The following is a 23,243-nucleotide window of genomic DNA, read 5'->3' as shown; positions in this document are numbered from 1 at the left end:
CACGATGTTCGCCACGCTGGTCGATCAATGGGGTCCGTGGAGCTGGCTGGTGCTGGGAATGGCGCTACTGGCCGTCGAACTGGTCATGCCCGGCATGTTCATGATCTGGATCGGGCTGGGCGCTATTGCCACCGGCCTGCTATCGCTGGCCTTCTGGGGCGACGCCTTCTGGCCCTGGCAGGTTCAAGCACTGGTGTTCTGCGCTTTTTCGGTCGCCGCCATCATGATTGGGCGTAATTATCTACGCTCCGACGCCAGCCGCAGCGATGAGCCGCTGCTCAACCAGCGCACCGCAAGTCTTGTCGGGCGAACCGCCACACTCCAGGAACCGATCCGCGAGGGGCGTGGCCGGATCAGGTTGGATGATACGTTCTGGACGGTTTCGGGACCGGATCTAGACGCCGGTATTCAAGTCAGAATCGTCGCCGCCCATGGGAGCGATTTGACCGTGGATGCGGTTTGAAGAAGCCTATTTAAGAATAAACCGGGGACTTCAGCGAAACGTCATATTTTGTCTCGTCTCTGCTCCGCAGTCGTATGTCCACCGAAAAAGGATATCCGAATACGCTGTTGGCTCTATCCCTCTTCTCCCCAGCGGGGAGAAGGTGGCGGCAGCCGGATGAGGGGGCGGCGGAGCCGAGATACTCAAACTCTTACGCCCATGGGCTCAGTATGAACCTTCCGACGCTATCACTCACTCGTCAAGCCACACCAATCCGCAGCAGGTCATGGAAGTGGATAATGCCATTGGGCACACCGTCTTCATCTGTCACAAACAGCGCCGAAATGTTGTGCTGATTGAGGATTGCCATAGCAGTCGTAGCAAGTGTTTCGGTGTGTACCGTCTTTGGATGACGGGTCATCACCTCTTCCACCATCCGCTCACCGAGATTGCGGTTGAGGTTACGGGCAATATCGCCATCGGTGATGATGCCGACCAGGCGATTGGTACTGTCGGTCACGCCGACGCAGCCAAAACGCTTCTGCGACAGCATGATAATGGCTTCCGGCACAGAGGTACCTTCCGGCACCAGCGGCACGTCCTCGCCGATATGCATCATATCACCGACATGGGTCAGCATCGCGCCCAGCTTGCCGCCCGGATGGAAGGTCTTGAAATCGTTTGGTCCGAAGCCACGCGCTTCCAGCAGTGCCAGGGCCAGTGCATCGCCCAGCGCCATCTGCATCATGGTGGAGGTGGTCGGCGCCAAGCCATGCGGGCAGGCTTCCTGCACCTTGGGCATCAAAAGCACGATATCGGCTTCACGCGCCAAAGTGGACTGCTCACCAGCAGTAATAGCGATCAGCGGAATGGAGAACCGGCGGGTAAAGGACAGAATGCCGTTCAGCTCGGTGCTTTCGCCGCCCCACGACAGGGCGATCACCACGTCGTCACGGGCAATCATGCCGAGGTCGCCGTGATTGGCTTCCGCCGGATGGATGAAGAAAGCCGGTGTGCCTGTCGAGGCAAAGGTCGCCGCAATCTTGCCGCCGATATGGCCGCTTTTGCCGACGCCAGAGACGATCACCCGGCCTGAGCTTTTGCCGATAACATCGATCGCGTTGCAAAACGGTCCGGCAAGATACCCTGCCAAAGCCTCTTCCAGAGCCGCCAGCCCGCTTTGTTCGGTAGCGACGACACGCAATGCAGCCTTGATGGCGCTTGCTTCCACGAGTTTTACAGCCAGCTTGTTCATGGCAATGTCCATAGCGCTAATGAACTTAACTGTCCATTCACCCTTGCCTACAGTCTGTAAGAAATGACGACTGGCCGGTGTTTCTGGCAAGCTGACCTGTGCAAATCGTTGATCGCAACGAATAATTAACCATGGGAATTTACCTTTCGGTAATGGCATCACCGCCGAAAGACAGATTTCAACAGGCCGCAATGACGGACAGCCAGACCCATTCCCCTGATCGGCAGCACAGCGCGGGTTTTTGCCCGATGGTGTCCGCTGGCCTGCTGGCAGCGTGTCTGGTCGCGGCTGGGGCGGGTCCTGCCCTCTCCCAGCAGTTGACGTCGGGATCGACTGAGCAAAGCGCGGGCCTTGCGACCCTGCGCGGCTCTACAGCCAGCACCGACAACTCGGCAACAACCACCGACACGACGGCAACAGGCACCGCTACGTCATCAACCAAAACCAAGTCGGATACCAGCGAAGACACGCTTGATACCGACAGTTTCCGCCGGATCACCAATGACGCGCTGGATGCCAACCGCATCAACCTCAGAGAATCGCCGGTCGATGAACGGCGTCAACTGCGCAAAACCGAGGATGACGGCACCGGCATTCATGTTGGCACGATGATTCTCAGGCCGGAACTGTCGCAAGGGATCAGCACCGAGCGCAAATCAACCGGCAGCGACAAGCAGAACACCACCTATTGGGACAATGGGCTGAAGGGTACGCTGACCTCCGACTGGTCACGCCATCAACTGGTCATTACCGGCGACGGACAATGGCGTCAGCACATTGCCGGCGACCGTGACAGCGACCCCTCCGGGCGCGTCGATGCCGCATTACGACTGGATTTTGCCGATGACATCGCCGCCCGGCTGACCGCGGGCTATGGTTTCAGCCGCGAAAGCACCACCGATCCCAATGCCGTGCGCAATGCCTCGGTGCAATCCGGCGTCAATCAGTTCAGCGCCGGTGCTGTGCTGGAACGGCAGCTTGGTCCGTTGAAAGGCTCGGTCGGGCTGGATTTCGAACGCTGGGTCTATACTGATGCCAAGCTTGCCAATGGCAGCATGCTGTCCAATTCCGACCGAAACCGTAATGCCGTCACCCTGTCTTCGCGGCTCGGCTATGAAATCTCCCCGGCGCTGACACCCTTTGTCGAGGTTTCCGCTGGCAAGACCCGCTATGACCAGACTGAGGACAGCGCAGGCTACCGCCGTTCCGGCAATATCTACGGCGCCAAGGCCGGGATCAGCTCAGATATGGGCGAAAAGCTGCGCGGCGAAATCGCTCTTGGCTATAAGCTCGCCAGTTTCGACGACACGCGGTTGGAGGATATGGGCGCGATGACCGTTGATGGCAATGTCGCATGGTCACCGTTGCGCGGCACCAATGTCGATCTGGGTCTTGCTACCTCCATTGAACCGTCCACCACCGCAGGCGTCAGCGGCGATGTCGCCTATGCGCTGACGGCCGTCGTCACCCATGAATTGCGCGACAACCTGATCGCCAAGCTTTCAGGTGGCACCACCTGGCGCAATTATCGCGGTGGCAGCCTGAGTACGGGCATGTATTACACGGCAGGTGGCGGGCTGGTTTACAAGGTCAACCGCTGGCTGGATCTCACCGCCGATCTCACCTGGGAAAAATCCACCAGTGACAGCAGTTCCGACGACAAGACCCTGACGGCAGGCATAGGCCTCAAGCTGAGGCGATAAAAAACGCCGCGCGTTGGACGCACGGCGTTTGAAAATGTCATTCTGCTGAAAAACGCTTATTTCAAAGCAGCCAGCAGCGCCTTCATCGGCTCTTCCACCAGACCGCGAAGATCGGGACGCGACAGGGCGAAGGCGACATTGGCGAGAATGAACCCGTCCTTGGCACCCGTGTCGAATGTTTCGCCCTTGAAATGATAACCGGCGAATTGCTGGATCTTGGCCAGTTTCAGCATTCCATCAGTCAACTGGATCTCATTGCCGGCGCCGCGTTCCTGGGTTTCCAGGATCGAGAAGATTTCCGGCTGCAGGATATAGCGGCCATTGATGAAGAAGTTCGAGGGCGCCGTGCCCTTGGCTGGCTTTTCCACCATCTCGGTGATCTTGAAGCCGCCATCCAGCGTTTCGCCGACACCGACGATGCCGTATTTATGCGCCTGGTCAGGCGCACATTCCTCAACGGCGAGGATATTGCCGCCAGCCTTGTTGTAGAGATCGACCATGCCCTTCATGCAGGCTGTCTCGCCGCGCATGATCATGTCGGGCAGCAATACGGCGAAAGGCTCGTCGCCAACGATTTCGCGAGCGCTCCACACGGCATGGCCGAGACCCAGCGGCTCCTGCTGACGGGTGAAGCTGGTGGCGCCTGCCTTGGGCAGGATTTCGGACAGCAGCGTCAGTTCTGCATTCTTGTTTCGGGATTTCAGTGTCTGTTCCAGCTCGTACTGGATATCGAAATAATCTTCGATCACGCCTTTGCCGCGTCCGGTGACGAACACGAAATGCTCAATCCCGGCTTCAACGGCTTCATCCACCACATATTGGATGACCGGTTTGTCGACAACGGTCAGCATTTCCTTCGGCACGGCCTTGGTGGCGGGCAGGAAACGAGTTCCAAGACCAGCAACCGGAAACACGGCTTTACGAATTTTTTTCAGTTGTCCCACACATCCCTCCTGGAGGATTTTTCACATATGCATTCAATCGCACAAACGCCGATTACTAAAGAATTGCAACGGAATTGCAAATCCGTTTGCGATTTTGGTAAATTGGTAAAGAATTTGTTGAGACTATGGTCATACACTGATCAAGACTGGCCATGCCTGTGCAATTCCAGCCCGGTATTGCCCCACCGCCACAACCAGGCGGTATCGACCAGCATAAGCAGATGAGACAACAGCCAGCTGAACGGACGAGAATGCCAATGACCAGAGAACGCGCCTCGCGCCATCTTCGCGCGCTTGCCTTTTCCCTCATGGCGAGCCTTGCGCCGCTTCATGCCCATGCCGATGCCGGCTTTCAGAAATGGATCCGGGATTTCTATCCCACGGCTGCCGCCTCGGGCATCAGTGCGCAAACCTATAACCGCGCCTTTGCCGGTATCAAGGACCCGGATGCCGATGTGCTGCGCAAGGCGGCCTATCAACCGGAATTCAAGTCTGACATCTGGGATTACCTCGATAGCCGCGTCAATCCTTACACCGTGAAGATCGGTCGGGAAATGCTGGCCAAGCATGGCCGCACGCTGGCCTCGCTGGAAAAATATTTCGGTGTTGACCGCCACATCCTGCTGGCGATCTGGTCGATGGAAAGCAATTACGGCGCGGTTCTCGCCAAGGACGACCGGCTGCATTACGTGCCGCAGGCGCTGGCCACCCTTGGTTATGCCGATCCCAAGCGCGCCGGTTTTGCCCGCAAACAGCTGATCGCCGCGTTGAAAATCCTGCAAAACGGCGATGTAAGCCCAAAGGAAATGACCGGCTCCTGGGCGGGCGCCATGGGCCACACACAATTTATCCCGACCAGCTACCTGCTGTATGCGGTCGATGCGGATGGCAATGGCCATAAGGATATCTGGAATTCCATTCCCGATGCGCTGGCAACCTCGGCCAATCTTCTGGCCAAGAACGGCTGGGACAGCGGACGGACCTGGGGCTATGAGGCCGTGGTGCCTGCGGGGGCTGGCAAATATGCCGGCAAGACGCTGACGCTGGCCCAGTGGCAGAAGCTGGGCTTCACCCGCCCCGGCGGCAAGGCATTCCGCAACCCTGGAGAGCGGGCGCAGTTGAAGCTGCTGGCCGGTGCCAACGGTCCGGGCTTCCTGATGACATCCAACTTTTTCACCATCAAGAAATACAATGCCGCCGATACCTATGCGCTGGCCGTCGGTCTTCTTGCCGACGAAATCGCCGGTTATGGTGGAATGCAACAGAAATGGCCACGTCCGGACGGCACGCTGGACATCAAGGAAAAATTCGAGTTGCAGACCCGGATGAAGGCCCTTGGCTATTATAATGGCGAAGTGGACGGCAATTTCGGCTCCGGCTCGAAAGCGGCGATTTCCGCCATCCAGCAACGGTTGGGCATGCAGGGCGATGGCGAACCCTCGAAGTCGCTGCTGGAAATGCTCAGGCGGCATTGATTGGGAGCGATCGGCGATTGACGGGCCGCGACGGGAAGACTGCTCATGCCTGGTGAAGACATAGGCCGGATCGTGCGGCGACATGTGACCTTTGCGTTTGCCATCGTCGTGGCTGCGACAAGCGTCGTTAGCCCGGCCCTGGCGCAGGATTATCCCCGCCGCCGCACGCTGCTCGACATGCTGTTCGGCAGCCGTTCGGACGACAGCCGCTATGAACGGCAATATCCGGCCGCGCCGCGCCCGGCAGGGCCGCGCAGCCGCAAGAAACCTGCCGCCGCCGCTGCTCCGGCCACTCCGGCACGGACACGTCCTGTCCCGGTTTCAGCCCCGCCAAAGGAGGCGGCTCCCGCCAAGATCGGCAATGCCCAGAAAATCCTTGTTGTCGGCGATTTCTTTGCCAGCGCCATCGGCGATGGCTTGCAACAGGCCTTTGCCGATGCGCCCGGCACGGTCATCGAGACCCGCAGCAACGGCTCTTCCGGCCTGGTGCGGGATGATTATTTCGACTGGCGGCGGCAATTGCCGAAAATGCTGGAGGAGACGAAACCGGCTTTGGTGATCGTCGAGCTTGGCGCCAATGACCGCCAGCAGATGACACCAGGCGGCGGCGATCAGCGCTTTCCCTCCGACGCCTGGTTTGCCGAATATCAAAAGCGGATCGACACCATTGCCAAGCTGGTGACGGCAAAGAAGGTCCCGCTGATCTGGGTCGGCCTGCCGCCGGTCAAATCACCAAGCATGTCGGCAGACCTGATCAAGTTCAACGCGCTCTACCGCAAGGCGGCGGAAGCGGCAGGCGGCGAATTCATCGACATCTGGGACGGCTTCGTCGATGCGGATGGCGGCTTCGTGCTGACCGGCTCCGACATCAACGGCCAGCAGGCCCGGTTGCGCGGCCCCGATGGCATCAGCATGACCGATGCCGGCAAGCGCAAGATGGCTTTCTATCTGGAAAAATCCGCCCGCAAATTCCTGGGCGACATGGCAAGCCCCGGCCTGGTGCGGCTCGATGCGACCAGCCTGCCCGACCTGACCGGGCCAGAACAGCTTGACGGCCCCGACCGTATTCCGCCCATGAAAATATCCGATCCGGCGCTGGATGGCGCAGAGCACCTGTTGGGCGGCGCTGAAAAACCCGCCCCCCAAACACCCCCCTCGCCCCGCGACCTGCTGGTCTCGACCGGCATCATGCCCGAACCGCCGAAAGGCCGGGTGGACGATTACCGGCTGGTGTCCACGCCAAATATAAATTTGGTCGTGCCGGGACAATGATATCCAACAACGGAAAAGGGCCGGTTACCCGGCCCTTCGATTTCATGTTCAAACAATCCCTTATCTGATTGCCACACGCCTTACCGCGGCAAAACCGTCGTGCCCATCAGGGCTTCATCAATGGCGCGAGCCGCCTGGCGGCCTTCGCGGATGGCCCAGACCACCAGCGACTGGCCACGGCGCACGTCGCCGGCTGCCCAGAATTTATCGACGGAGGTGCGGTAGTCCTTGTCATTGGCGATAACGTTGGTGGAGCCGCGCCGGTCGGTATTGAGGTCCAGCTTGCCGTCCAATTCCTTGACGACGCTGTCGGTGAAGGGGCCGGAAAAGCCGATGGCGATGAAGGCGAGATCAGCCTTGATGATGAATTCCGAACCAGCGATTGGCTGGCGACGGTCATCCACCTGGCAGCATTTGACGCCGGTCAGCATGCCGTCTTCACCGACGAATCCGAGTGTTCCCACCTGGAACTCGCGCACAGCGCCTTCGGCCTGGCTGGAGGAGGTACGCATCTTGGTGGCCCAGAACGGCCAGACGGCCAGCTTGTCTTCGGTCTGCGGCGGACGCGGACGGATGTCGAGCTGGGTGACCTTCACAGCGCCCTGGCGGAAAGCCGTGCCAACGCAGTCGGATGCGGTATCGCCGCCGCCGACCACCACGACATGCTTGCCACCGGCAATGATCGGCTCGGAGGGCCAGCCAACGCTGTCGATGTTTTCACGACCCACCCGGCGGTTCTGCTGAACCAGATAGGGCATGGCATCATAGACGCCGTGCAGGTCGACACCGGGGATACCGGCTTCACGCGGGGTTTCCGAGCCGCCGCAATAGAGCACGGCATCGTAATCGGCCAACAGCTTTTCCACCGTTACATCGACGCCGACATTGACGCCGCAATGGAAGGTCACGCCTTCACCCTTCATCTGCTCGACGCGGCGGTCGATGAAGTTCTTCTCCATCTTGAAATCTGGAATGCCATAGCGCAGCAGACCGCCCGGCTTGGTTTCGCGCTCATAGACATGCACGTCATGCCCGGCGCGGCCAAGCTGCTGGGCAGCTGCCATGCCCGATGGTCCAGACCCAATGACCGCGACCTTCTTGCCGGTATGGATCGTGGCCGGTTGCGGCACGATGAAGCCCAGCTCATAGGCCTTGTCGGCGATTGCCTGCTCAACGGTCTTGATCGAAACCGGCGCATCCTCGAGGTTCAGCGTGCAAGCCTCCTCGCAAGGAGCCGGGCAAACGCGACCGGTGAATTCAGGGAAGTTGTTGGTGGAATGCAGGTTGCGGATCGCCTCTTCCCACTTGCCGTTATAGACCAGATCGTTCCAGTCGGGGATCTGGTTATGCACCGGACAGCCGGTCGGGCCGTGGCAATAGGGAATGCCGCAGTCCATGCAGCGCGCTGCCTGCTTCTGTACTTCCGGTTCCGACATCGGAATGGTGAATTCGCGGAAATGCCGGATGCGGTCGGAGGCCGGCTGATACTTCGCCACCTGCCGGTCGATTTCCATGAAACCTGTAACCTTGCCCATATTCTCGTCCTACTCAATGAGCCTGCAACTGCACGGACATGCCATGCGTGATCGCGATCCCGGCATCCGGGATCGCGCGGTGGCGAATTATTCGGCGGCAACGCCCATGCGCATCCGTTCCATTTCCTCCAGCGCCCGGCGATATTCGACCGGCATGACCTTGCGGAATTTCGGACGGTAATCGGCCCAGTTGTCGAGGATCTGCTTGGCGCGGTTGGACCCGGTATAATGCAGATGGTTGGAGATCAGCTGGTAGAGCCGCTCCTCGTCATGGCGGGTCATGTCTTCCGACACGTCCACCAGACCCTTGTGCATCAGGTCGCCGCCATGGTGATGCAGCTTTTCCAGCATGTCATCTTCTTCCGGCACCGGCTCCAGTTCCACCATCGCCATGTTGCAGCGCTTGGCGAAATCGCCCTGTTCATCGAGGACATAGGCGACGCCGCCCGACATGCCGGCTGCAAAGTTGCGCCCGGTTTCGCCCAGCACCACAACCACGCCGCCCGTCATGTATTCGCAGCCGTGGTCACCGACACCTTCGACAACGGCAATTGCGCCGGAATTGCGTACCGCGAACCGTTCGCCTGCCACGCCGCGGAAATAGCATTCCCCGGCAATGGCGCCGTAGAGCACGGTATTGCCGACGATGATCGAGTGTTCCGCGACGATCCGCGCATTTTCCGGCGGACGCACGATGATCCGGCCACCGGACAGACCCTTGCCGACATAGTCATTGCCGTCACCCACCAGATCGAAGGTGATGCCGCGCGACAGAAACGCCCCGAAGGACTGGCCAGCCGTGCCGTTCAGCGTCACGTGGATCGTGTCGTCCTTCAAACCCTTGTGGCCCCAGCGCTTGGCAAGCTCACCCGACAGCATGGCACCGGCTGAGCGGTCGACATTCTTGATATCGACATCGAACACCACAGGCTGCTTGGATTCCAGCGCGGGCATCGACTTTTCGATCAGCTTACGGTCCAGCACATCTTCGATCGGATGATGCTGGCGCGCCGTCCAGTACGTGGCTTCCTTGGGCGCATCGACCTTGTGGAAGATCCGCGAGAAATCGAGACCCTCGGCCTTCCAATGGGCCAGCATGTCGTTCTTTTCCAGAAGTTCCGAGGCGCCGATAATGTCATCCAGCTTGGCAAAGCCCAACGAGGCGAGGATTTCGCGCACTTCTTCCGCGACAAAGAAGAAGTAGTTGATGACATGTTCCGGCGTTCCCTTGAAGCGCTTACGCAGAACCGGGTCCTGGGTGGCGACGCCAACCGGGCAGGTGTTGAGATGGCACTTGCGCATCATGATGCAGCCAGCCGCAATCAGCGGTGCGGTGGCAAAGCCGAATTCGTCGGCACCGAGCAATGCGCCGATGATAACATCGCGGCCGGTCTTCAAACCGCCATCGACCTGAAGCGCGATGCGCGAGCGCAAGCCGTTCAGCACCAGCGTCTGCTGGGTTTCGGCCAAGCCGATTTCCCAAGGGCTGCCGGCATGTTTCAGCGAGGTCAGGGGCGAGGCACCCGTGCCGCCATCGAAGCCGGACACGGTGATATGATCGGCGCGGGCCTTGGCAACACCGGCGGCCACCGTGCCGACACCGACTTCCGACACCAGCTTGACCGAGACATCGGCAGCCGGATTGACGTTCTTCAGGTCGTAGATCAGCTGTGCCAGATCTTCGATGGAGTAGATGTCGTGATGCGGCGGCGGCGAAATCAGTCCGACGCCTGGCGTGGAATGCCGGGTCTTGGCAACCGTCGCATCCACCTTATGGCCGGGCAATTGTCCGCCCTCGCCGGGCTTGGCACCCTGCGCCACCTTGATTTGCAGCATATCGGCATTGACAAGATATTCGGTGGTCACACCGAACCGGCCAGAGGCGATCTGCTTGATGGCAGAGCGTTCCGGGTTGGGCGAACCATTGAACAGGGGCAGATAGCGGTCGCTCTCTTCGCCGCCCTCACCCGTGTTGGACTTGCCGCCGATCCGGTTCATGGCGATGGCGAGCGTGGTATGCGCTTCGCGGCTGATCGAGCCGAACGACATGGCGCCGGTGGAGAAACGCTTGACGATATCAGCCGCTGGTTCGACCTCATCGACCGAAATCGGCTGGCGTCCCTGATCGGCTGCCTTCTTGATCTTGAACAGACCGCGAATGGTGTTCATCCGCAGGGCGCTCTCATTGACCATTTCCGCGAATTCGCGGTAGCGCTCCTGGGAATTGCCACGCACCGCATGTTGCAGCGAAGCAATCGAATCCGGGCTCCAGGCATGGTTTTCACCACGCAGACGGTAGGCATATTCGCCGCCGATATCCAGCGAAGTCGCCAGGATCGGGTCCTTGCCGAAAGCGGAGTGATGGCGCGCCACCGTTTCCTGAGCAATCTCGGCAAGGCCGATGCCTTCGATGTTGGAGGCTGTGCCGAAGAAATACTGATCGATCAGCTGGGAATTCAGGCCGATGGCATCGAAAATCTGCGCGCCGCAATAGGACTGGTAGGTGGAAATGCCCATCTTGGACATGACCTTGAGAATGCCCTTACCGACCGCCTTGATATAACGATAGACCACTTCGCTGGCATCGACTTCCTTGGGGAATTCGCCATGCTTGTGCATGTCCAGCAGCGTGTCGAAGGCCAGATAGGGGTTGATGGCTTCCGCGCCATAGCCCGCCAGACAGCAGAAATGATGCACTTCACGCGGCTCGCCGGTCTCGATGACCAGGCCGACCGAGGTGCGCAGGCCTTTGCGGATCAGATGGTGATGCACGGCAGCCGTTGCCAGCAGCGCCGGAATGGCGATGCGGTCCGGGCCGATCTGGCGGTCCGACAACACGATGATGTTATAGCCGCCACGCACTGCCGCTTCGGCGCGCTCGCAGAGCCGGTCGAGCATTTCAGGCATGCCTTCGGCGCCCCGCTCCACATCATAGGTGAAGTCGAGCGTCTTGGTGTCGAACCGGTCTTCCGTATGGCCGATGGAGCGGATCTTTTCGAGATCGCCATTGGTCAGGATCGGCTGGCGCACTTCCAGCCGCTTGGCGCGGGCAGCCCCCTCATGGTCGAGAATGTTCGGGCGCGGGCCGATGAAGGATACCAGGCTCATCACCAGCTCTTCGCGGATCGGATCGATCGGCGGGTTGGTGACCTGGGCGAAGTTCTGCTTGAAATAGGTGTAAAGCAGCTTCGACTTCAACGACATGGCCGAAATCGGCGTGTCGGTTCCCATCGAGCCAATGGCTTCCTGGCCGGTCGTCGCCATCGGCGACATCAGGATACGGGTGTCTTCGAGTGTGTAACCGAAGGCCTGCTGACGGTCGAGCAGCGACACGTCGCGGCGCAGCGCCCGAGGCTCAACCGGCTTCAGGTCCTCAAGGATCAACTGGGTACGATCCAGCCATTCCCGGTAGGGAAGGCTTCCGGCCAGATCCGACTTGACTTCATCATCGGAAACGATCCGGCCCTTTTCCATGTCGATCAGCAGCATCTTGCCCGGCTGCAAACGCCACTTCTTGACGATCTTCTCTTCCGGCACCGGCAATGTACCGGCTTCCGACGCCATGATGATCCGGTCGTCATCGGTCACCAGATAGCGGGCCGGACGCAAGCCGTTGCGGTCCAGCGTCGCGCCGATCTGGCGGCCATCGGTGAAGGCCACGGCGGCAGGACCGTCCCATGGCTCCATCAGGGCTGCATGGTATTCGTAAAACGCTTTGCGCTCCTTGCTCATCAGCTGGTTGCCAGCCCAGGCTTCCGGGATCAACATCATCACCGCATGGGCCATGGAATAGCCGCCACGGATCAGGAATTCGAGCGCATTGTCAAAACAGGCGGTATCCGACTGGCCTTCATAGGAGATCGGCCAAAGCTTGGAAATGTCATCGCCGAACAGCGGCGAAGAGACCGACGCCTGGCGGGCGGCCATCCAGTTGACATTGCCGCGCAGCGTGTTGATTTCGCCGTTATGGGCGACCATCCGGTAAGGATGCGCCAGCTTCCACGATGGGAAGGTGTTTGTGGAGAAGCGCTGATGCACCAGGGCCACAGCCGATTCAAAGCGCGGATCGGCGAGATCCTTATAATAGGCACCGACCTGATAGGCGAGGAACATGCCCTTGTAGACGATGGTCGAAGACGACAGCGACACCGGATAGAAGCCGGTTTCCTGGCCGCCGAATTCGTCATAGATCCGGTTGGAAATGACCTTGCGCAGCAGGAACAGCCGACGCTCGAAAGCATCCTGGCTGGCGGCATCGCGGCCAGCGCCGATGAACACCTGGATATGGCGCGGCTCGGTGGCGGCAATGTCCGGGGCCTTGGACAGCGAGGAATTGTCGACCGGTACGTCGCGGTAGCCAAGCAGGTGCTGGCCCTCGGCCAGACAGATATCGGTGATCACCTTCTTGAAATGCGCGATCTGCTCTTCGTCGGCGGGGAAGAAGAAATGACCGACGGCATATTCGCCAGCCTTGGGCAGGATGACGCCCTGAGCGGCCATTTCCTCACGGAAGAACCGGTCCGGGATCTGCACCAGAATGCCGGCGCCGTCGCCCATCAGCGGATCGGCCCCGACCGCGCCGCGATGGGTGAGGTTTTCAAGGATGAACAGGCCGTCGCGGACGATCTGATGCGACTTCTCGCCCTTCATATGGGCGATGAAGCCGACGCCGCAGGCATCATGCTCGTTGCGCGGATCGTAGAGGCCCTGCTTTTGCGGAAGACCATAACGCTTTACCGTAGCGGCACCGGCGTTCGCCTGCGTCGCATCGGCCGCCACGATTGCTTCGGATGGCATCATCTGCGTCATCGTTTTCCCTCCAGTTGAACCGTCCGGTCGAAACTATCCGATCCGGCACACAGCTATTTGACAAAATCGAATACCGACGGGGCTCATCGCTGCCCAAACCAGGGGCCGGATTTTAAAGGCGCCCCGCTTGCCATGTGCAAAACAGGTCACAAACCTGACCTTTCTGCACAGCTTCTCTCGACCGCTGCAAAAGCAGATATCCCGGTGAGTATAGCGCAAGAGAGCCAGGACAAAAGGCCTAGAAAACCAAAACCTGCCACTCGATTTCCGAAAATATGTCAGTTTCATTGACCTATTTCTGCAAACTATATGGCAGAAACAAATCAGCTTCGCAAGCCATCGGCTTAAAAAGCCGGGTGGTGGCGCGACAGAATCTGTCTTTTTTCGCGATCTACCGCATGATTCTTTCGTCCGCCGTCGCATTTGCGCAGGAAACCGATCTGGAGAGGTGAATACGAAGACAATCGCGCTGGTGATAATCGGTCCGGCCTGTGACGGCCTATGGGACCGGATTGAACACGGCGGTAAAATCGTTAGGGTCTCATTATATCAAGTCTCTGACATGCTCACGCATTCTCGCCTTGAAAGCATTGCAAACATCTCAAATGCAGCAAACGCTTGAGATATTTGCAAAGGGAATACCAAGAGTCATTTTCAATGACCCCTGGGTACTACGCCCATAGACAAGCGTTACAGCCAATCAGGAAGCCATCATGTTCTTTGCATCCGATAATTGGGCCGGAGCCCATCCCGCCATTGCCGAAAGTCTGATGAAGGAAGCGGCGGGCTATGCCAGCGCCTATGGCACCAGCGATCTCGACCGGCGCGTCGAAGCGCATTTCAACGAGATTTTCGAGCGCGAAGTCTCGGTGTTCTTCGTTGGCACCGGTACGGCGGCCAATTCGCTGGCGCTGGCCAGTGTGGCGCGGGCCGGTGGCGTCACCTTCTGTCATTTCGACGCGCATGTGAATGCCGACGAGGGTGGCGCGCCGGAATATCTCAGCCATGCCAGCCGACTTTATCCGGTCGAGGGCGGCGACGGCAAGATGCGTGCGGCAGCCCTTCACACCGCCGTTTCGCGCTTCGACACGCCGTCCGTCCATCAGGGCAGGCCCATGGCGGTGACGATCACCCAGGCAACCGAAGCCGGCACCATCTATACACTGGACGAGATCTCCGCGATCAGCGCCATTGCCCGCGCCAAATCCCTACCCCTGCACATGGATGGCGCCCGTTTTGCCAATGCGCTGGTGGCGCTCGATGCGACGCCCGCCGAAATGACCTGGAAGCGCGGCGTCGATATTCTCTCCTTCGGCGGCACCAAGAATGGCTGCTGGTGCGTGGAAGCCATCGTATTCTTCAACCCGGACATGGCCGAGGAAATGCCCTATATCCGCAAGCGGTCGGCGCAGCTGTTTTCCAAGACCCGCTTCGTGTCCGCCCAGCTGGAAGCCTATTTCAAGGATGATCTGTGGCTGGATCTGGCCCGCCACGCCAATGCCATGGCCGACCGGATGCGTGCTGGTCTCAGCAACAACAACAAGGCCCGTCTGGCCTGGAAGACCGAGAGCAATGAAGTCTTCGCTGTTATCGGCAAGGATGCCGCCAAACAGGCCGAGGCCCGCGGCGCGAAATTCTACGAATGGCTGGTGCCACGCGATGAGCCCGGATTGGTCGGACAGGACAATGTCTTGATCCGGCTGGTCACCAGCTTTGCCACGACAGAGCAGGATGTCGATCAGTTTCTCGACATTCTCTGAGCATTTGAAGACTGACGGCTTCGACAAACACCCCAAACGCAAAAGGGCGGCACCAAGCCGCCCTTCTTCATGTCTTTCGAACCCTGATCAGACGACGCGGGACTCGATGGCCTTGGGCGCTTCGACCGGTTCGCTGGCAATCGCGATACGGCGTGGCTTCATGGCTTCTGGAATATTGCGCAGCAGATCGATATGCAGCAGGCCGTTCTTGAGCGAGGCATTGGTCACCTCGACGTGATCGGCAAGCTGGAAGCGACGCTCGAACCCACGCTTGGCAATGCCGCGATACAAAAATTCGGTCTGTTCGGCCTGGTCTTCCTGGGCCTTTTCACCCTTGACCGCCAGCACATGCGCATGAGCCTCGATGCTGAGTTCGGTTTCATCGAAACCGGCGACGGCCATAGTGATCCGGTAGGTATTGTCCCCCGTCCGCTCGATATTATAGGGCGGATAGCTCTGGGCCTGATCCGGCTGACCCAGACTGTCCAGCATGGTGAACAGGCGGTCGAAGCCGACAGTGGAGCGATAGAGCGGGGAAAAATCAACGTGACGCATAGATGTCCTCCTGAGAAGCGACGGTTGCGGTAATGACAAGACAGATACCCCTGATGTGGCGGTGTCTGCCTGATGATGCAGGCCCTTCCGGCGCCTGCGATAAAGAGATGGGAAAGGCGATTTGCGAGTTCAAGACCCGGCACCATGCACGCACCATCACGACCGATTTTTTTGTGGCTGAATTTTTGATGAATGACGGGTTTGGCATCGGTTCACCTTGGCCGCACTAGCGTCGCCCTATCAGGAGTGATCCTGGTGGCTGAAGAATATCGTCCCTGCGTCTTCAGTATTTGTTGCCGCCCATTTGTCTTGAAGCTTACTGGCCTTGAATGCCAAGCGCCTCAATGCAATGGGCGGCTTTTTTCCTTGACCCGATTTCGGTCCGCGCGAATATGCGGTATGAAAAACTGACGATTGTGCTTGGAAAGGCAAGGCCATGGATAGCGTGCTTCATGCCGTGGACGGCAATCCCATTCCCGACAATCATCACGCCGGTTTCTTCACCAGCTACGATGGCCTTCGCCTGCGCTATGCGATTTTCAAGAGCGATATCAGCCCGGCCAAGGGCACGGTGGTGCTGGTGCATGGCCGCAGCGAATCCATCGAGAAATATTTCGAAACCATCCGCGACCTGACCGCAGCGGGCCTTTGGGTCGCCACCTTCGACCTGCGCGGCCAGGGCCTGTCCGACTGGACACTGCTGCAAAACTCCTTGAAATCCAGAGGGGATAAGGAAAAACGCTGGGGCCATGTGCGGCGCTTTTCCGATTATGAGCAGGATCTGGAGCTGTTCCTGGAACAGGTCGTGCTGCCGGATTGCCGTCTGCCATTTTCGATGATTGCCCATTCCACCGGCGGATTGATCGCGCTAGCTGCAGCACCACGGCTGTCCGGGCGCATTTCGCGGCTGGTCCTGTCTGCCCCCTTTGTCGGTCTGCATGGCGAAGCCCTGTCGGCAGCAAAAGTGTTCGCGCTGGCGCGGCTGGCCTCAACGCTCGGGCTTGGCAATCGGCCTTTGTCTGCGGCCAGCAAGCCGCACACCTTCGCCACCAATGTCCTGACCTCGGATGCCGTCCGCTTCGACCGCAATATGGCGATTTTTGCCGCCGTGCCGGAACTGTCGATCAGTGCGCCTTCGGCCCGCTGGCTGCATGAATGCGCAAAAGCCATCCGGCGGGTCAACGATCCCGCTCATCTGACTGGGATCACCATCCCTACCCTGTTGCTTGCCCCGATGCTGGACGGCGTCGTGCCCTTCAGTGCGCAGGAACATCTGGCCCGGCATTTCCGCGCCGCGCAATTGCTGTCCATTCCCGGCGCCCGTCATGAAGTGTTGCAGGAACAGGACCGCTACCGCGAACAGGCGCTGGCCGCCATCCATGCCTTCATTCCCGGCAGCGACCCGATGCAGATCGACGGCGAGGCAGAACTCGTCGGTCTTTGACACGTCCCCTTCCCCTGTGCGTGCCAACCGCGATGTCCTAACCCACCGCCGATAATCCCGCACGGCTTTTACAGCGCCGTGCGCCATATATGGCGCACAAAGGTTCGCTGTAGCTCTTTATATCTGCCGCATAATTTTCTCTTTAAACCGATTCCGGTTTAAAGAGAAAATTATGCGGCGGGGCCCTCCCCCGGCAATCCTTAAGAGATTTTTATCGCTGGCGAACGATCCGAATTGACAGAATTCAGAACATCAATAATGTACGAATTCGTATTGTTTAGCGAAGATGGGTGCTGAGCCTCAGCGCCCAATTTGCTTTTTTGGGAGGAGAAAAACGATGAATGCGCCTAAGAAATGGATCCAGAACGAAATCCAATCTCTCGATCCTGAGAAGGATTATGTGCGGATCTGGCGGCTGTCGAGCAGCTACGGCCTCAACGACTTTATGCAAAACTTCATCTATGCGCTGACCTTTCCGAATTTCGTGGTGACGGAATGGGGTGCGGAAGTTGTCTGGCGCGACGATGGCGGCAAGGTAGTTGATCGTGCCACGAGTCGCGTTGAACAGACCAGCAGCGCCAACGCCTTGTGGTGGTTCTATGGCCCCCATGATGAACGCACCAAGAAATCCGCCGAAGGCATTAACAACCTGCATGCCTATTGGGCCAAGAAATATCCAGGTCGATTCTCCTATAATGAAGATTATATCTATACTTGCGCCTTTACGGCCATAACCATGCACCGTCTCCGGTTGCGCATGGGGCTGCCGGGCATTTCGGAAAAGGAACAGATCGCCTCCCATCGGTTCTGGCTGGAAATGTCCAAGCTGTTCGTGGCCGAGAACAATCAGCCGCTGCACGGCTATCCCGAGGACTTCGCGGGTCTGATCAGCTATTGCGAAGCGATAGAAGAGATGGATAAGCCGAAGCACGAGCGCGGCAACCTCATCGCCACGGCGATTTATGAGCAATTCGTCTTCCGCTTTTTCCCCAAGGAACTGCATTGGCTCGGACACCAGCTGCTCCGCTCGATGTCGCTGCCCACAACCCTTGAAACCATGCAGATCGAACCTGCCTATCCGATGGCGCAGGATGTTCTGCCCAAATTGATGGGCCTGATCTTCTGGTATCTGGAAACCCAGTTAGACGATCCGACGGAAAGCTATATCGAATCACGCGACAAAATGAGCAAGGATGAAAAGGCGGACATCAAGGCTGGCATCCGAGCCCTTGATCAGGCGTTTCCCGAGCATTACGTTTCGCTCTACAAGGACGATCCGAAATTTGCTGGATGTCCGTTCCATGCCGGCCTGCAAAAGTACCAGCCGCAAGGCGAGGTTCCAAGCGAGATTGAGGCCATCGAAGCGCAAGCAGGTATACTCGGCTAATCGCCGGTCTCACCAGACCTGAGAATACCCCTACAGCGTCCTGCGGCACATATGCCACAGGACGCTGTAGCAGTTTATATCTGCCGCATCATGGACGATCCAGCATGGCACCGGCGGCGATCACCCCGCCAGAATTGCCAGTGCCTGCTGATGAACCGCGATGGAGCTTGCCGCGATGATCTTGGCACCGGCTTCCGGGCGGCCTCCGTCCCAGGTGGTGATCACCCCGCCTGCTTGCTCGATGATCGGGATCAGTGCGCCGACATCATAAGGCTTCAGCCCCGTTTCGATCACCAGATCGACAAAGCCTGCCGCCAGCAGCGCATAGGCATAGCAATCCACGCCATAGCGGGTCAGCCGCACCTTGGCCCGCACCGCATCGAAACGCGGCCGCTCGTCTTCCAGAAAAATATCCGGTGAGGTGGTGTAAAGCACCGCATCCGCGAGGCCGGTGCAGGCCCGCGTTGTGATCTGCCGCTGGCCATCCGGCCCGCTGTACCAGGCTTTCTCCCCATCGGCAAAATAACGCTCGCCGGTAAAAGGCTGGTCCATCATGCCCATCACCGCATGACCGTGTTCCTGAAAACCGATCAGTGTTCCCCAGGTGGGCAGACCGGAAATGAACGCCCGCGTTCCATCGATCGGATCAATCACCCAGACGCAATCGCGGCCAAGGCCGATATTGTCATGTTCCTCGCCCAGAATGCCGTGATCAGGAAACTTGGCCTCGATCAGCACGCGGATCGCGGTTTCCGCCGCCTTATCGCCTTCGGTGACGGGATCATAGCCGCCCGCATCCTTGTTGACGACATCCAGCATTGAGCGAAAGCGTGGCAGGGTCTCGGCCTTGGCGGCCTCGGCGAGGCTGTCGAAAAACGTCTTGTCGGGGCGCATGCGGCTTCCTCGGTAGGGTGAACGTGGACGTTTCTTACGGCATAAAACGCCGGATCGGAATTCGCTCCAGCATAAATTTATCAGGACGGCGGCAGATCACCGAATTGCACGCCATTCGAGCATTCCCTCGATGCAAATGCCCAAATAATAATCGTGATTAAAAAAATGCCAAAACCGTCTTGACATTTGTGCAATGCAAAATATTATACGTCTTACAGTCTTTCGACTGTAAATACCCTCCTTGGGTGTTTCCTCCCTAGACTTGCCGCGCCTCGAGCGCGGTTTTTTTTGCCCTATCGCGCTGTGCGTCGCGGGGTCCAGAGCCGGTTTCCACTTTTCGGTCGACTTCTACTTTTCGGAATGATGCTCTATTCGGCAGCGAGCGCGCCATCGCCGAGGCCGGGCGTGGCAATGCCTTTGGAAAGCTCCGCCATCTGGCCGATGAACCGCGACAGCGTGGCTGCAAGCAAGGCGAAATCCGGTCGTTTTTCCAACGTGGTCTCATCGACATACAGCGCGCGGTTGATTTCGATCTGTAGAGCGTGCAGGCCCCTGGCGGGACGCCCGTAATGTTCGGTGATGAAGCCACCGGCATAGGGTTTGTTGCGCACCGCCGTAAATCCGAAATCGCTGAGCACCTGCATGGCCGCATGGGTCAGTTCGGCCGAAGCACTGGTGCCATATCGGTCGCCAATGATGAAATCAGGACGAATGGCGCTGCCGCTCAACCGGATATTGCCCGGCATCGAATGGCAATCAATCAGAATGGCCGCACCGAAATGAGCATGGGTGCGGGCAATCAACCGACGCAGGCAGGCGTGATAGGGCTTGTAGATCGTCTCGATCCGGGCAATCCCCTCCTCTACACTCAACCGCTCCCGGTAGATTTCCATATTTTCGGCCACAATCCGCGCAATCGTGCCGAGCCCTCCGGCAACGCGCACCGAATGGGCATTGACGTAAGGCGGCAAGGAGCCGGAAAACATCTTCGGATCGAGCTCGTAAGGCTCGCGATTGACATCGATATAGGCGCGTGGAAATTTCGCGTAGAGCAAGGGCGCGCCATGGTCGGGCGCTGCCGCAAACAGCTCATCGACGAAGTGATCCTCCGAACGGCGGATGGAAAGCCTGTCCAGGCGCGAACGGGCGAGAAACTCCTGTGGATAATCTCTGCCGCTATGGGGGGAATTGTAAACAAAGGGAATGCTATGCTGTTCGGGTTCGCGCACGTCAAACAGCTCGAAATCGTCGCGTTCCGGCTGCATCTCACCCCTTCTTTACCAAATCAGCAATTCATAATGAAACATATGTTGCCAGTTGCCCACCGCGAAGTCCATACTGCATTAATCCTGAAGCCGAATACGGCATGACAGGAGAATCATGCAGCACTTATGCAGCAGTTATAATGTGCTACAGCGACCTGTCTGCGCCGCCAAAGACGCGGACAGGTCGCTGTAGTGGCGAAAAATCACACCCGGCTTTCCCGTCTTCACCTGCTGTTTACACGGGCTGGAATATCTGGGAAAGCTTAACACCATGATCCCAGTTGAGTAACGGTCCAGCAATGACTCAGAAAATACTTCTTGCCGAAGATGACAACGACATGCGCCGCTTCCTGGTGAAAGCCCTGGAAAAGGCCGGATACAAAGTATCCTCCTATGACAATGGCGCCAGTGCCTATGACAGGCTTCGGGAAGAACCCTTCTCCCTGCTCCTGACCGACATCGTCATGCCGGAAATGGACGGCATCGAGCTGGCCCGCCGCGCCACCGAACTCGACCCGGACCTGAAGGTGATGTTCATCACCGGCTTTGCCGCCGTGGCCCTGAACGCCGATTCCAAGGCTCCCAAGGATGCCAAGGTCCTGTCCAAGCCCTTCCACCTGCGCGACCTGGTAGACGAGGTCAACAAGCTGCTGACCGCCGCCTGAGACCGCAGAGTTCTACGGTCTGGCTCACCCAGATTGGATTCCTCCAATCGGCCGCGATTTGCGACCATCATGCGTCGCATCGCAAGCGGCTCGGCAAACGATGCATGCGCCAGGCCCTGGCGCATGGTAGATCACGACAGTGAAGCGCTTGCGCAGAAACCCGGAAAAGCCAGCAGATACAGATGCTTGCCGAATTCTTGGTCCAAACCGCGCAATAGCTATTGACGGAACCGGCGGTTTCATGGTTTACCCCCGCCATCGGATGGGCGTGTAGCTCAGCGGGAGAGCACTACGTTGACATCGTAGGGGTCACAGGTTCAATCCCTGTCACGCCCACCATCCGATTTTTTCCCTTTTATAGATCTGACAAGCCTGGTTCATATCAAGACCCTAGGCCGGTTCATCGTCGCCTACTGCCTCGCTCGCGATCGCCGCGCTAGTCTGCAAGAACCGTTCCCGGGTAATTTTTTTGCCCTTTCCCTATTTTCTATACCGCATTGCACCCTAGATGGGTTTGGATGCAGACTATTTTTGAAACATTGCAACATGCCATCGCATGGATGCCGGATTGGGCTGTTTCGCTTTGTGTCCTGCTTCTTGCTTTTCTGGCGGGCATGTTAATTCAGCACTTCGGCTTCCGTATCCTGACACGACTGACGGAAAACCGGGATCTTTTCTGGCGCTCACTGGTGCAGCGCACCCGGCGACCCTTGCGGCTCGCCATCCTGACCTGGACGCTCTCCATCGGTGTCGCGCTTGCACCTTTGAGCGATGCGGCAGCCAACATCGTACGCCATGCTCTGCTGCTGTGCTTCGTCATTGTTGTCGGATGGATGACCCGTACCGCCCTGCATATCTGGGTGACCGTCTATCTTCGTCGCTTCAAGCTTGATGCCGAAGACAATCTGCTGGCCCGCAAGCACGTCACCCAATCCCGAATCATGGAAAGGGTGGCCGCCACCGGCATCGTCGCCCTCACGGCGGCAGCCGTTCTGATGTCTTTTCCGGCGGTGCGCCAATATGGCGTCAGCCTGCTGGCCTCGGCGGGTGTCGCCGGTATCGTTCTCGGTCTCGCCTTGCAGCCGATGTTGAAAAATTTGTTTGCCGGGCTGCAACTGGCCATTACCCAGCCGATCCGCATCGATGACGCGCTGATTGTCGAAGGGGAGTTCGGCCATGTCGAGGAAATAACCGCCACCTATGTGGTGGTGAAGCTCTGGGATTGGCGAAGACTGGTCCTGCCGCTCAATTATTTCATCGAAAAGCCTTTCCAGAACTGGACCCGCGAAGGCGCCGCGCTGATCGGCACGGTCATGCTTTACATGGATTATTCCGTTCCGGTCTCCACCCTGCGCCGAAAAACCGAGGATATCGTCAGGTCCGCGCCGTTGTGGGATGGAAATGTCTTCAACCTCGCCGTCACCGACCTGAAGGATCAGATGATGGAGATCCGCATTCTGGTGTCCGCCGCCAGCGCCGGAAAAGCTTTCGACTTGCGCTGCTATGTGCGCGAAAAGCTGATGGACTTCATCCAGAAGGACTATCCCGATGCCTTGCCGCGCCTGCGCATTCACCAGGAAAAGCCAGAGAGTTTGAAAGATGGGTCATTCGCACCAATTCAGCCCGGCGCAATAGCTCGGCCTGAGAAAATCGACGCCTGATTGAAATCGCAATCCTCTCCCGATTTGAGGAATTCTGCAGTCGCTGCCGACGAAGCGCTTGGATGTTTTGCAGAAAAATGCAACAACCCCCTCACGCCAGACCCGCTATGAGGCCGGAGCGCTTTCATGCCTTTCGCCACCAGATCCTTCCGGATCGCGGCCGCGCGCTTTCTGCAG

16 protein-coding genes and 1 tRNA gene are annotated in these 23,243 nt (G+C 58.5%); 10 read left to right on the top strand and 7 right to left on the bottom strand.

Annotated elements, in window-relative coordinates:
• The first annotated feature begins 4 nt into the window (after nt 1–4).
• Nucleotides 5–463 carry an NfeD family protein gene (locus tag V6582_RS14210; RefSeq protein ID WP_156634504.1) on the top strand — a complete coding sequence of 153 codons (459 nt, stop codon included), beginning with the start codon at nt 5–7 and terminating at the stop codon, nt 461–463.
• A 238-nt stretch (nt 464–701) separates the two neighbouring features.
• Here V6582_RS14210 and V6582_RS14205 read toward each other — a convergent pair whose 3' ends face one another.
• Nucleotides 702–1,697: a KpsF/GutQ family sugar-phosphate isomerase gene (locus V6582_RS14205; RefSeq protein ID WP_156634505.1), complete on the bottom strand. Its 996-nt coding sequence runs from the start codon at nt 1,695–1,697 to the stop codon at nt 702–704.
• A gap of 191 nt (nt 1,698–1,888) precedes the next feature.
• Between V6582_RS14205 and V6582_RS14200 the strand changes: the two genes are divergently transcribed.
• The gene (locus V6582_RS14200) at nt 1,889–3,400 is read left to right on the top strand and encodes an outer membrane beta-barrel protein (RefSeq protein ID WP_349508877.1); all 1,512 of its coding nucleotides are present in this window, start codon (nt 1,889–1,891) and stop codon (nt 3,398–3,400) included.
• Between the two features lie 56 nt (nt 3,401–3,456).
• Here the strand turns inward: V6582_RS14200 and galU are convergent, their stop codons facing one another.
• Entirely contained in the window at nt 3,457–4,344 is an 888-nt protein-coding gene (galU, locus tag V6582_RS14195; protein ID WP_015917091.1) for a UTP--glucose-1-phosphate uridylyltransferase GalU, read from the bottom strand.
• Between the two features lie 257 nt (nt 4,345–4,601).
• Between galU and V6582_RS14190 the strand changes: the two genes are divergently transcribed.
• A complete protein-coding gene (locus V6582_RS14190; protein ID WP_156634507.1) occupies nt 4,602–5,819 on the top strand; it encodes a lytic murein transglycosylase in 1,218 nt (405 codons plus the stop codon).
• A gap of 45 nt (nt 5,820–5,864) precedes the next feature.
• Nucleotides 5,865–7,091, top strand: coding sequence for an SGNH/GDSL hydrolase family protein (locus V6582_RS14185; protein ID WP_349508876.1), 1,227 nt, complete (start codon nt 5,865–5,867; stop codon nt 7,089–7,091).
• Nucleotides 7,092–7,171: 80 nt separating this feature from the next.
• Here V6582_RS14185 and V6582_RS14180 read toward each other — a convergent pair whose 3' ends face one another.
• Nucleotides 7,172–8,626, bottom strand: coding sequence for a glutamate synthase subunit beta (locus tag V6582_RS14180; protein WP_156631838.1), 1,455 nt, complete (start codon nt 8,624–8,626; stop codon nt 7,172–7,174).
• A gap of 87 nt (nt 8,627–8,713) precedes the next feature.
• Nucleotides 8,714–13,435, bottom strand: a complete 4,722-nt coding sequence (gene gltB / locus V6582_RS14175; protein ID WP_156631837.1) for a glutamate synthase large subunit — start codon at nt 13,433–13,435, stop codon at nt 8,714–8,716.
• Nucleotides 13,436–14,148: 713 nt separating this feature from the next.
• Between gltB and V6582_RS14170 the strand changes: the two genes are divergently transcribed.
• Nucleotides 14,149–15,195 (top strand): threonine aldolase family protein, encoded by a 1,047-nt coding sequence (locus V6582_RS14170; protein ID WP_156631836.1) that lies wholly within the window; start codon nt 14,149–14,151, stop codon nt 15,193–15,195.
• 87 nt (nt 15,196–15,282) lie between these two features.
• Here V6582_RS14170 and V6582_RS14165 read toward each other — a convergent pair whose 3' ends face one another.
• Entirely contained in the window at nt 15,283–15,750 is a 468-nt protein-coding gene (locus tag V6582_RS14165; RefSeq protein ID WP_015917100.1) for an Hsp20 family protein, read from the bottom strand.
• A 436-nt stretch (nt 15,751–16,186) separates the two neighbouring features.
• Between V6582_RS14165 and V6582_RS14160 the strand changes: the two genes are divergently transcribed.
• Together V6582_RS14160 and V6582_RS14155 are read left to right on the top strand one after the other, a co-directional pair.
• Nucleotides 16,187–17,194 (top strand): alpha/beta fold hydrolase, encoded by a 1,008-nt coding sequence (locus V6582_RS14160; protein WP_156631835.1) that lies wholly within the window; start codon nt 16,187–16,189, stop codon nt 17,192–17,194.
• A 337-nt stretch (nt 17,195–17,531) separates the two neighbouring features.
• Nucleotides 17,532–18,581: a hypothetical protein gene (locus tag V6582_RS14155; RefSeq protein ID WP_156631834.1), complete on the top strand. Its 1,050-nt coding sequence runs from the start codon at nt 17,532–17,534 to the stop codon at nt 18,579–18,581.
• Between the two features lie 120 nt (nt 18,582–18,701).
• On the opposite strand, the gene hisN is transcribed toward V6582_RS14155, so the two are convergent.
• The gene (gene hisN / locus V6582_RS14150; protein WP_156631833.1) at nt 18,702–19,475 is read right to left on the bottom strand and encodes a histidinol-phosphatase; all 774 of its coding nucleotides are present in this window, start codon (nt 19,473–19,475) and stop codon (nt 18,702–18,704) included.
• Nucleotides 19,476–19,843: 368 nt separating this feature from the next.
• A complete protein-coding gene (locus V6582_RS14145; RefSeq protein WP_156631832.1) occupies nt 19,844–20,740 on the bottom strand; it encodes an N-formylglutamate amidohydrolase in 897 nt (298 codons plus the stop codon).
• 299 nt (nt 20,741–21,039) lie between these two features.
• On the opposite strand from V6582_RS14145, the gene cpdR1 reads away from it, so the two are divergent.
• From cpdR1 to V6582_RS14130, 3 genes are all read left to right on the top strand, one after another.
• Nucleotides 21,040–21,405, top strand: coding sequence for a response regulator CpdR1 (gene cpdR1, locus V6582_RS14140; RefSeq protein WP_015917105.1), 366 nt, complete (start codon nt 21,040–21,042; stop codon nt 21,403–21,405).
• A 264-nt stretch (nt 21,406–21,669) separates the two neighbouring features.
• A tRNA-Val gene (locus V6582_RS14135) sits at nt 21,670–21,744 on the top strand.
• A gap of 179 nt (nt 21,745–21,923) precedes the next feature.
• Nucleotides 21,924–23,066 (top strand): mechanosensitive ion channel family protein, encoded by a 1,143-nt coding sequence (locus V6582_RS14130; protein ID WP_156631831.1) that lies wholly within the window; start codon nt 21,924–21,926, stop codon nt 23,064–23,066.
• Nucleotides 23,067–23,243: the final 177 nt, after the last annotated feature.

This window comes from Agrobacterium vitis (assembly GCF_037039395.1).
GTDB lineage: Bacteria > Pseudomonadota > Alphaproteobacteria > Rhizobiales > Rhizobiaceae > Allorhizobium > Allorhizobium vitis_E.
This window is presented reverse-complemented; position numbering and strand designations above follow the sequence as displayed.